The following is a 10,242-nucleotide window of genomic DNA, read 5'->3' on the forward strand; positions in this document are numbered from 1 at the left end:
CAACGCCTGTTGCTCTTTGCCGGGATTTCGGGCGTAGCGCCTTGTTCCTCGATCAGCGCCGATGCGGTCAGCGTCATAGGCTTACCGGCAAGGACGACGGTGTGTGGGTGAGCTGATCGAGAAGCTAGTCGGCGACCTGTCATGATGCTCGTGCAATCGGATTATTTGACGGGCGAGATTTTGCTCTCCGATGGTGGGCTCAACCTCACGTGATCGAAACCGACAAGACTGAGCATCCTAGGAAAACTCGAAATGCCGGCTCCCGAACAATCACGCTTCATGGTCCGCCGGGAAAAGCGCGCAAGCGCTTTCCCTTGGGAATTGCGTTGAAACAAAGAGTTAGAGCGGTTTGCTGTTTCCGCGAGACGGCGAATTGCTCTAGCCGAAGATCCGCTCGCCCTGCTCGTCGACCAGCTGCATGCCCTTCTTGATCGAGATGTCGACGGCGTCGTCGAGCCCAGCGAAGCGGTCGGCGCGGATGAACTTGTGCTCCTTCACCACGCCGTCGATCTCCTTGGAGACGATGCCGCAGGTCTGGTACTGGCCCTCCGCCTTGTAGGGCGTGGCGCTGATCAGGAAGCCCTTGTGCTCGACCTGCTTGGCCGGCGCCGCGCTCGTCGGTCCGGCAGCTTCGCCACCGCCGCCACCGCCGAAAAGACGCTTCAGAAAAGACATGGGCTTCCTCCAACAGCATTCATCCCGCACAATTAGGGTTGCGCGGGATGAATTTCACTATCGGTCCTTGGCCGAACGGGCAAGTGGCCGGCGAAGCCGAGGCCGGTTACTTGCGCGTCAGCGCTTCCAGCGCTTCGGCGGCGCTTTCGAGGATGGCGATCGCCTCGGCCTGCTTTTCGGGTGACGCGTCGACGAAGTCGCCGAGCGCCGCCCGCAGCCGGTGGCGCACGGCGCGGAATTCGTCGCGGGCTTCGGAACGGCCGCCACGGCCACCCCTGCCCTCGTGCCGGCCCTCGCCGTCGTCGTTCCAGCCGAACCAGTCGCGCGCCTTGGCCATCTTGCGGCCGAAGCGCTCGAGGTGGTCGAGCACGCCGTCGATCATCTCGCGGTTGTCGGCAAGATGCGCCTGGCCCGCCTCGGTGATCGAAAACACCTTCTTGTTGCCGTCCGCAGCGGAGGCGGCATAGCCGGCCTCTTCCAGGAAGGTCAGCGTCGGATAGACCACGCCGGGGCTCGGGCTGTAGATGCCGCTGGTGCGCTCTTCCAGCGCCTTGATGATGTCGTAGCCATGGCGCGGCGCCTCGGCCAGCAGCGACAGCGTGATCAGCTTGAGGTCGCCGTCGGCCAGCATGCGCCCGGCGCGGAACAGGTCGCCCGGACCGCCGCGGCCGCCGCCACCCCGGCCGCCGAACGGGCCGGAACCGCCGCCGCGACCGCCGAACTTGCCGGCCATGTGCATGAACATGCGCTCGCCGAAATGATTGTGTTCGTAATGCATGATTTGCTCCTTGAGTTGTATCTTACGATATATCTCAACTAAGCAATCAAGATGAGCGGGTCAAGATATATCTTACGATGTATCTGAGTACGTGCCAATGCGCGTTCTGGCGCCGAGCCAGAACAACGGCCATTTGACGGCGGCTCACGTTGAACGCCCTTGCGGACGGCGTCGACGCGATGCGACGGGCAAGGATCACCAGCGGCCCCGGCGCCGGTTCCAGGCGTAGAGCAGGTCGGCGAAACGGTCGTAGGCAAAGCGGGTCAGCGGCAATGCGATCGGATTGCCGAACAGCGTTGCCAGCCAGCCCTCGCCCGGCGTTGCCTTCCAGACCGCGATCGCAACATCGGCGCCGACCAGCAATTCGCCTTGTGCATCGGTCGCATGCAGCCGCCGGCGTATGTCCTCCAGCGAGGCGCCAAAACGGGCAAGGGCTGCCGGCTCCAGATTGATGTCGCGAAATTCGATGCGACCAGCCCTTATGGCTTCGATGAGCCGCCGCTTCTGCAGGCCAATGCCGGCATCGCAGACCGGGCAGCGCGTATTGTACCAGACGGTCAGTTCAGGACTGGTCCCTTGCTCGAGCATCATCCTCAGCCGTGGCCATGCCGATGATGCAGGTCTGGATAGTGCGGATGCCGGTGGCGCATCGGCGCATGCCGGTGCCAATGCGAATGCGGCTCGCTGACCGCCCCGTCGTGATGGTGCTGGTGGTGCTCGTCATGCACATGGCTGTGCTCGTGTTCCAGTGCCTCGTGGTCGTGCTCATGCTCATGGCGCTCCGACAGATGCAGCCACAAGCCGACCCCCATCAGAAGGCCCGCCATCGCCAGCTTGAGCGTAAGCGGATCGCCGAGGATGGCGATTGCCAGCAGCGCGCCGATAAACGGCGCCAAGGAAAAATAGGCTCCGGTCCGCGCTGTGCCGAGATGGCGCAACGCCAGGATGAACATCACGAGGCTGACCCCGATGCCGAGGAAGCCGACGGCCGCGGTCGCCGCGACGATTGACGCCGCGGGAAAGGAAGCCCCGCCGGCAAGCGCCAGCCCGACATTGACGACGCCCGCCACCAGACCCTTGAGCATGGCGATCACCACCGGGTCGGTCGCCGAGATCTTGCGGGTGAAATTGTTGTCGATCCCCCAAGCCACACAGGCTCCCGCCACCAGCAGGGCGCCAGGGTTGAGGGCAACGCCATTGCCATCCCACGATAGCAGCACCGCCCCGGCGAGAATGGCAAAAGCGCCGAACAGCAGGCGGCGATCGACATTCTCGCGATAGGCGAGCCAGGCGATTGCCATCGTTGCCAGCCCTTCCAGGTTGAGCAGCAATGCAGAACTGGATGCCGAGTTGAGGCTGAGGCCGTACATCAGCAACACGGGGGCGACGACACCACCCATGCCGATTGCCAAAGCGAGCCAGGGAATATCCCCGCTCCTCAGTTGCGCTTCGCCGTCCATGGCCTGCTTGCCTCGAAGCCGGCGATACAAGGCAAGGCCAAGACCGGCGCCGAGATAAAGCAGGCCGGCAAGCATGAAGGGATTGACCGTATCAAGCAGCAGCTTGGAGAGTGGCGGCGTCGCCCCGAACAGCGCGGCCGAGCCAAGCGCAAGCGGCACGCCGGGCCACAGATGGGAGTGAGAATGCGATTGCGACATATCTGCATCCTACCACGGCATGGCGCAGGGCCACGCTCAAATGAAAAAGGGCGCCTCGACGAGCGCCCTTGATCTTTTAGAACCGGCAATCCTCAGCTGTCGAGGAAGCTGCGCAGCTTGCGCGACCGGCTCGGGTGCTTGAGCTTGCGCAGCGCCTTGGCTTCGATCTGCCGGATACGCTCGCGGGTGACCGAGAACTGCTGGCCGACCTCTTCCAGCGTGTGGTCGGTGTTCATGCCGATGCCGAAGCGCATTCTGAGCACGCGCTCCTCGCGCGGCGTCAGCGACGCCAGCACGCGCGTGGTGGTCTCGCGCAGATTGGCCTGGATCGCCGCGTCGATCGGCAGGATCGCCATCTTGTCCTCGATGAAGTCGCCCAGATGCGAATCTTCCTCGTCGCCCACAGGCGTTTCGAGAGAGATCGGCTCCTTGGCGATCTTCAGCACCTTGCGCACTTTTTCGAGCGGCATGGCGAGCTTTTCGGCCAGTTCCTCCGGCGTCGGCTCGCGGCCGATCTCGTGCAGCATCTGCCTCGAGGTGCGCACGATCTTGTTGATCGTCTCGATCATGTGCACCGGGATGCGGATGGTGCGCGCCTGGTCGGCGATCGAACGCGTGATCGCCTGCCGGATCCACCATGTCGCGTAGGTCGAGAACTTGTAGCCGCGGCGGTATTCGAATTTGTCGACCGCCTTCATCAGGCCGATATTGCCTTCCTGGATCAGGTCGAGGAACTGCAGGCCGCGGTTGGTGTATTTCTTGGCGATGGAGATGACGAGACGCAGATTGGCCTCGACCATTTCCTTCTTGGCGATCGCGGCTTCGCGCTCGCCCTTCTGCACCTGGTTGACGATCTTGCGGAATTCCAGGATCGAAATCGCGGTTTCGGTCGCCAGATGCTGGATCTCGGCGCGCAGGTCGCGGATGGCGTCCTTCTCGTTCTTGGTGAATTCCTTCCAGCCGCGCGAGGTCAAATTGCCGATCGCGCGCGTCCAGTTCGGGTCGAGTTCGGACCCCTGATATTCCTTCAGGAATTCCTCGCGCCGAACGCCGTAGCTCTCGGCCAGCCGCAGCAGCTTGCCTTCGTTCTGCACCAGGCGCTTGTTGATGTCGTAAAGTTGCTCGACCAGCGCCTCGATGCGCGCCGTGTTGAGCGACAGCGACTTCACCGCCTTGATCAGCTGGTCCTTGAGTTCCTTCAGCCGGCGGTCCTGGCTGGGCGACAGCGTGCCGGCGGCGGCCAGCCGGTTCTCGACCTGCTGGTCCTGCAGCTTGCGCAGTTTCTTGTAGGTGTCGGCGATGACGTCCAGCGTCTCCATCACCTGCGGACGCAGTTCGGCTTCCATGGCCGCCAGCGACAGGCTGGCTTCGTCCTCGTCTTCCTCGTCATCATCGACCAGCCCGCGCGTGTCGGCGGCGACGTTGGTGATATCTTCTTCCTCGTCGCGCGAACGGCGCGGCTTGTCCTCGACCTTGGCTTCCTCGACCCGCTCGACCACCGGGGCCTGCTTGGCCTCGGGTCCGGCATAGGTGGCTTCCAGATCGATGATCTCGCGCAGCAAGATCTTGGATTCGTTGAGCTCGTCGCGCCAGATGATGATTGCCTGGAAGGTCAGCGGACTCTCGCACAGGCCAGCAATCATCGTCTCGCGGCCGGCCTCGATGCGCTTGGCGATGGCGATTTCGCCCTCGCGCGACAGCAACTCGACCGAGCCCATCTCGCGCAGATACATGCGCACCGGATCGTCGGTGCGGTCGGTCGGCTCTTTCTTGGTGGTCGTCGCGGCAACGGCGGTGCCGGTCTGTTCGGCCAGCTCGTTGGCGTCTTCCTCGGCATCGGCCGCGGTGTCGGTGGCTTCGGGCTCCTCGCCCTGCTCATCGTCCTCGACCACGTTGATGCCCATGTCGGACAGCATCGCCATCGTGTCCTCGATCTGCTCGGAGGTCACTTCCTCCGAGGGCAGAACCGAATTCAGCTCGTCCATGGTGACATAGCCGCGCTTCTTGGCGGCCTTGATCATCTTCTTGACAGCATCATCGGAAAGGTCGAGCAGAGGCCCATCGGTGGCGCCTTCGCGTTCGGTCTCGACCTCTTCCTTTTCCTTAGTCGCCATAGTTTTTATCTTCTCCAAGCGGCTGCCATCGAAGCCGCGTAAGCTGTCGGACCAGTCAAACCGGATGGGCTCGCATATGAAACGCGCCTCTCCGGGCCAGTAACCGCATTGACTTTGCCTGGTGCATGCCGTTGTCCCAAAACCGGTTTCCACTCTTGGGCGACATGCCTTAAGTCCAGATTAACCCTGATATCTGTGGCAGGCAGCGTGCCTGTCCAGTGATCAGTTCCCCACATCGCTTGTTTCCCGTCGACGCGGGTTCGGGTTAACGTTTCGAATCGTCCTGATTCCGCCATTCCGCCAGAAGGTCAAGCGCCTCTCGCATGATTCGCATGAAAAAAGCGAATCAATTACCCGACTTAGCCCGCTTCGCGCCGTCCAGAAGCGCGACAACGTCTAAGTGTTTTGGCGCTCGTACCGAAGCCTTTCCGCCCTGAGAGGCCGGAACAAGTCTCCAGCTTTCTCTTGGTTCGAGCAGGATCTTTTCCGAAAATGTTGCCATTTCCGGGATCATGCTCAGGCTCGACCGGCCCTGCCCGAAGACACGCCGAACCCTTCGATCAGCGCTTCCTTGGCTTGCACATCATCCAATTGAGCCTGGATCTCGACGATATGACGGAAGACCTCGTCCGATGGATCCGCATCCATCGCCGCCTCCGCCTCTTTCAGTTCCTTATGTAAGGTGCGCGCGCTGCGCTGCAAGTGCAGCGCCTGGTTCAGGGCGTCGCGGGCATCGTCAAGAGCGGCCGTCTCCAGCGCCGGCCATTGCCGCGCCCGCCTGATCAGGCCGACCGCCCGCTCCCAGATCTCCATGCAGCCGGCGCGCGCTATTGTCGCGATCACGGCGTCGCGGTCGTTGGCCGTGTCATGCGCCATGGCGTCGAGGATCGCCGCGTGCAGTCTCTTGAGATCGGAATTGGCGAGGTCGAGAAATTCGACATGGGCGAAATTCTCGTCGATCAGCGCCGGATGATTGATCAGCGCGACGATGATCGTCGCTTCGCGCACCGACATGCCCTCGCTGCCGCGCTTGACCAGCGCCGAACGGCCGAGGCTTTCAGTGATCGCGGTGCGCCCGCCGCCGGCCTTGGCGAACTGGCCGCCGGGTGCTGCCGCCTTGCCCTGGCCCGGCCGCCAGTCCTGGCGTCCGCCCTGACGGCCTTGCCGCGCACCGCGCTGCGCGCCGAAGAAGCTCAGCACCCGCTCGCGCATTTCCTGTTGGTAGTGGTAGCGCAGGCTCTCGTCGCGGATGCGGCTGGTCAATTCGCGCAGCGTCTTTTCGAGCTCCGCCCGCCGCTCTGGCGTGTCGAACACGCCGCCGGCCGTCTCGCGCATCCATAGCAGGTCGGCCAGCGGCCGCGCCTCGGCCAGCACCAGACGGAAGGCGTCCGGCCCCTCGGCCTTGACCAGATCGTCGGGATCCTTGCCCTCCGGCAGCAGCGCGAAGCGCGCCGAGCGTCCGGCCTGCACCGACGGCAGCGCCATGTCGGCGGCCCGCCATGCGGCCTTCAGTCCAGCCTTGTCGCCATCGAAGCAAAGCATCGGCTCCGCCGCCATGCGCCACAACAGCTCGAGCTGGTTCTCGGTGAGCGCGGTGCCGAGCGGCGCCACGACATTCTCGAAACCGGCCTGCGCCAGCGCGATCACGTCCATATAGCCTTCGACGGCGATGACGGTGCCGCCTTTTGCCAAGGCTTTGCGGGCGCGGGCGAAATTGTAGAGCACATTGCCCTTGTGGAAGAGCTCCGTGTCCGGCGAGTTCATGTATTTGGCAAGCGCGTCCGGCGCCAGCGCCCGGCCGCCGAAGGCGATGATCTTGCCGCGCGAATCCGGGATCGGGAACATGATGCGGTCGCGGAACCAGTCATAGGAAACCGGTATGTCGTCGCCATGGCGCACCAGACCGCACGCCTCGATATCGGCCTTCGGCACGCCCTTGGCCGCCAGATGCTCCTTCAGCGCGTTGCGGCTGTCGGGCGCGTAGCCGAGCCGGAACGACTGCTGGGTCGCCGGCGTCAGGCCCCGGTCGCGAAGATAGGCGCGGGCCTTCGCGCCCTCGGGCCCCTGCAGCCGTTCCTGGAAGAAGGCGGTCGCCATCTCCATGACATCGGTCAGGCTGGCGCGCTCCTTCTCGCGGCGCTCCTCCTGCGCATCGCGCACCGGCATCGGTACGCCGGCCATGTCGGCGATCTTCTCGACCGCCTCCGGAAAGCTCATCCCGTCGAGTTCGGTGAGGAACTTGAAATGATCGCCCGAGACCGAACAGCCGAAACAATGGTAGCGGCCCTTCTTGTCCTCGCAATGGAAGGACGGGCTTTTCTCGCCGTGGAACGGGCAGCACGCCCAATAGTCGCCGCGCGGCGCATTGGTCTTCTTCCTGTCCCACGCGACGCGCTGGCCGATGACCGATGAAATCGGCACGCGGTCGCGTATCTCGTCGAGGAAGGCGGGTGGAAAGCGCATCGGGGAACTCGTTTGCCCACCATATAATCATGCCCGCGAAATCCGACGACCCCCAATACGGGCCATACCCGGTTTCCACAGGGCAAAAGAAAGGCGGCCGTTGGGGGCCGCCTTGCTTTGTCAGCAATAGGCCGACGCCTTAGTGCGCGGCGATCGCGCCGAAAATGATGCCGGACAGGATGCTGACCAACACATAGTCATTGCCGACGCGGATCCACTCCTGGCCGGGGCCGGGACGACGCAGGCCGTAGCGGTGATAGTCGCGGATCGGCCGATGCTGGCGCCAGCCGGAATACTTCTGGCCATGGCGCCAGTTGCCGCGCTTCACGATGACCTTCTTCTGGATAACGCGCTTCTGAATGACGCGCTTCTGGATGACGCGCTTCTTCACGTCGCGATGGGTCGGCTTCTGCCAGTCGACCTGGGTAGAATTCGACTGCGGCGCGGCCGGGGCGTTCATCGGCGCGGCCTGGCCCGTCAGCGAGGTGGCGGCCAGCATCGAGAAAGCGAGAGCGGAAAGAACAATGCGTTTCATTGGAAGTCTCCTTGGTTGTCGATATCCAACGAGTAGCGGTAAGGGCATGAACCCAAACTGAACGCCCGCATTACAAATCTGTAATGAATTCCAACATTTAGCTGAGCCAATTTAATGCAATCGATCGGGCGGAGATGCCGGCCCGCCGTTCGTTTCCGACACGCTCCGTCGCACGCCGGGGAACGTCCAAGGTGGACAGAACTTATTATCCGGCTAAAAGTAATCGGAGGTTATATCGGTCCTCGAAATGTTGGCGATTCGCATTCTTCCTCTGTCGAACCATATGGCCGCGCCGCAAGGAGCGCGTCCCAGGTCATGAGCGGCTCCGTCGTCCTGCTGCACCTTGCCGGCGCGGTGGCGCTGATGCTCTTTGCCACACGCATGGTGAAGACGGGTGTCGAACGCGCCTATGGCGACGTGCTGCGCCATAGGCTGCGCGCCACCATGCGCAATCCGGTCATGGCGGTGCTGGCCGGCACCGGGCTTGCTATTGCCTTGCAAAGCTCCACCGCCGTCACGCTGCTGGTCGGCTCCTTCGCCGGTTCAGGCATCGTCTCCGGCGCCGCCGGCCAGCTCGCCGTGCGCGGCGCCGAGATCGGCTCGGCCCTGGTGGTCAAGCTGCTCACCTTCGATCTCACCTTGCTGGTGCCGCTCTGCCTGATCACCGGCACGGTGATGTTCATGGCCACCGAGCGGCGCGACTGGCGCCAGACCGGGCGCATCCTGGTCGGCATCGGCCTGTTGATCCTGTCGCTGGAAATGATCGGCCAGGCATCGGAGCCGTTGCGCAACAGCCAGCTGCTGCCGGTGATCCTCAATTACTTCTCCAGCGATTCCATCACCGCCTATCTTCTGGCCGCCGTCGTCACCTGGCTGTTCCAGTCGAGCATCGCGGCGGTGTTGCTGATGGCGACGCTGGCCGGCCGTGGCCTGATCACGCCGGAACTCGGCGTCGTCCTCATCCTCGGCGTCAATCTGGGCTCTTCGATCATCGCGCCGATGTTGACCCGCTCGTCGAGCCCCGAAGTGCGCGTCGTGCCGATCGGCAACCTGCTGATGCGGGGCCTGGGCTCCCTGGTCATGCTGATCCTGGTCATGATCGCCAGGCCGAGCTTCGCCTTCCTGGGCACCACGGCGGCGGACCAGATCGTCAACGCCCACATCCTGTTCAACGTGCTGATCCTGCTGGCCGGGCTGCCTCTGGCCAGCCTCGTCTACCGCGCCTCGGAAAGGATCGTGGCGCTCGGCACCAAGCCGGCGCCGGCCGCCTCGCTCGACGTCATCGAGCTCTCCGCGCTCAACGAAAGCGCGCTCGACATGCCGAGCCAGGCCTTGGCCAACGCCACGCGCGAAGTGGTGCGGGTCTGCGAGACCGTCGAGATCATGCTCAAGCGCATCATCGAGCTCTATGAAAGCGCCGACGCCGACAAGATCAAGGCGCTGGCAGCGCTCGACGACCGCGTCGACCGCAAGCACGCGGCGATCAAGCTCTACCTCGCCAAGCTGACCAGGAACCCGCTGAGCGAGGACGAGGCGCTGCGCTGCCAGGAACTGATCGGCGCCTGCGTCAAGCTGGAGCAGGTCGGCGACATCATCGTGCGCAACATGCTGATGCATGTGAAGAAGAAGTTCGAGCGCGGGCTGGAATTCACCGAAGAGGGCTGGAGCGAGCTGTTCGCCTTCCACGGCTCGGTGCTGGCCAACGCGCGTCTTGCCTTCAACGTCTTGGTGTCGCGCGATCCCGAGACCGCGCGCCAGCTCGTGCTGGAAAAGGACCAGTTGCGCGCCCGAGAGAAGGAAACCAGCGCCAGCCATTTCGTGCGCCTGCGCGACGGCACCGCCAGGAGCGTCGAGACCAGCTCGATCCACCTCGACACCATCCGCGACCTCAAGCAGATCAACTCGCTGCTGGCATCGATGGCCTATCCCGTCCTGGAAGAGCGCGGCCTGCTGACGGGCTCGCGGTTGAAGGCGGGCTGAGGCATCGAAGCTGCCAATCTCCCCACTTGTGGGGGAGAT

Annotated in this window: 8 protein-coding genes; 1 reads left to right on the top strand and 7 read right to left on the bottom strand. The window is 63.6% G+C overall.

The window, feature by feature from the left end; genetic code table 11:
- Window positions 1–378 precede the first annotated feature (378 nt).
- The 7 genes from WC739_RS22235 to WC739_RS22265 form a co-directional block, all read right to left on the bottom strand.
- The gene (locus tag WC739_RS22235) at window positions 379–675 is read right to left on the bottom strand and encodes an HlyU family transcriptional regulator (RefSeq protein WP_372955152.1); all 297 of its coding nucleotides are present in this window, start codon (window positions 673–675) and stop codon (window positions 379–381) included.
- 106 nt (window positions 676–781) lie between these two features.
- The gene (locus tag WC739_RS22240) at window positions 782–1,453 is read right to left on the bottom strand and encodes a PadR family transcriptional regulator (protein ID WP_372955153.1); all 672 of its coding nucleotides are present in this window, start codon (window positions 1,451–1,453) and stop codon (window positions 782–784) included.
- A gap of 195 nt (window positions 1,454–1,648) precedes the next feature.
- Window positions 1,649–2,041, bottom strand: a complete 393-nt coding sequence (locus tag WC739_RS22245; protein WP_372955154.1) for a thiol-disulfide oxidoreductase DCC family protein — start codon at window positions 2,039–2,041, stop codon at window positions 1,649–1,651.
- A 5-nt stretch (window positions 2,042–2,046) separates the two neighbouring features.
- On the bottom strand, window positions 2,047–3,111 hold the full coding sequence (locus WC739_RS22250) for a DMT family transporter (RefSeq protein WP_372955155.1): 1,065 nt from the start codon (window positions 3,109–3,111) through the stop codon (window positions 2,047–2,049).
- 92 nt (window positions 3,112–3,203) lie between these two features.
- Window positions 3,204–5,225, bottom strand: a complete 2,022-nt coding sequence (gene rpoD, locus WC739_RS22255) for an RNA polymerase sigma factor RpoD (protein WP_372955156.1) — start codon at window positions 5,223–5,225, stop codon at window positions 3,204–3,206.
- Window positions 5,226–5,741: 516 nt separating this feature from the next.
- Window positions 5,742–7,688, bottom strand: coding sequence for a DNA primase (gene dnaG / locus WC739_RS22260; protein WP_372955157.1), 1,947 nt, complete (start codon window positions 7,686–7,688; stop codon window positions 5,742–5,744).
- 139 nt (window positions 7,689–7,827) lie between these two features.
- The gene (locus tag WC739_RS22265) at window positions 7,828–8,223 is read right to left on the bottom strand and encodes an RcnB family protein (RefSeq protein WP_372955158.1); all 396 of its coding nucleotides are present in this window, start codon (window positions 8,221–8,223) and stop codon (window positions 7,828–7,830) included.
- A gap of 315 nt (window positions 8,224–8,538) precedes the next feature.
- On the opposite strand from WC739_RS22265, the gene WC739_RS22270 reads away from it, so the two are divergent.
- Window positions 8,539–10,203 (top strand): Na/Pi cotransporter family protein, encoded by a 1,665-nt coding sequence (locus WC739_RS22270; protein WP_372955159.1) that lies wholly within the window; start codon window positions 8,539–8,541, stop codon window positions 10,201–10,203.
- Window positions 10,204–10,242 lie beyond the last annotated feature (39 nt).

The sequence above is a fragment of the Mesorhizobium sp. genome (assembly GCF_041661565.1).
In the GTDB taxonomy this organism is placed as follows: Bacteria; Pseudomonadota; Alphaproteobacteria; order Rhizobiales; family Rhizobiaceae; genus Mesorhizobium.

Bases quoted from the DNA above. Each gene is read 5' to 3' on its own strand.
- WC739_RS22235 (WP_372955152.1), bottom strand. From the start codon at position 675: ATGTCTTTTCTGAAGCGTCTTTTCGGCGGTGGCGGCGGTGGCGAAGCT.
- WC739_RS22240 (WP_372955153.1), bottom strand. From the start codon at position 1,453: ATGCATTACGAACACAATCATTTCGGCGAGCGCATGTTCATGCACATG.
- WC739_RS22245 (WP_372955154.1), bottom strand. From the start codon at position 2,041: ATGCTCGAGCAAGGGACCAGTCCTGAACTGACCGTCTGGTACAATACG.
- WC739_RS22250 (WP_372955155.1), bottom strand. From the start codon at position 3,111: ATGTCGCAATCGCATTCTCACTCCCATCTGTGGCCCGGCGTGCCGCTT.
- rpoD (WP_372955156.1), bottom strand. From the start codon at position 5,225: ATGGCGACTAAGGAAAAGGAAGAGGTCGAGACCGAACGCGAAGGCGCC.
- dnaG (WP_372955157.1), bottom strand. From the start codon at position 7,688: ATGCGCTTTCCACCCGCCTTCCTCGACGAGATACGCGACCGCGTGCCG.
- WC739_RS22265 (WP_372955158.1), bottom strand. From the start codon at position 8,223: ATGAAACGCATTGTTCTTTCCGCTCTCGCTTTCTCGATGCTGGCCGCC.
- WC739_RS22270 (WP_372955159.1), top strand. From the start codon at position 8,539: ATGAGCGGCTCCGTCGTCCTGCTGCACCTTGCCGGCGCGGTGGCGCTG.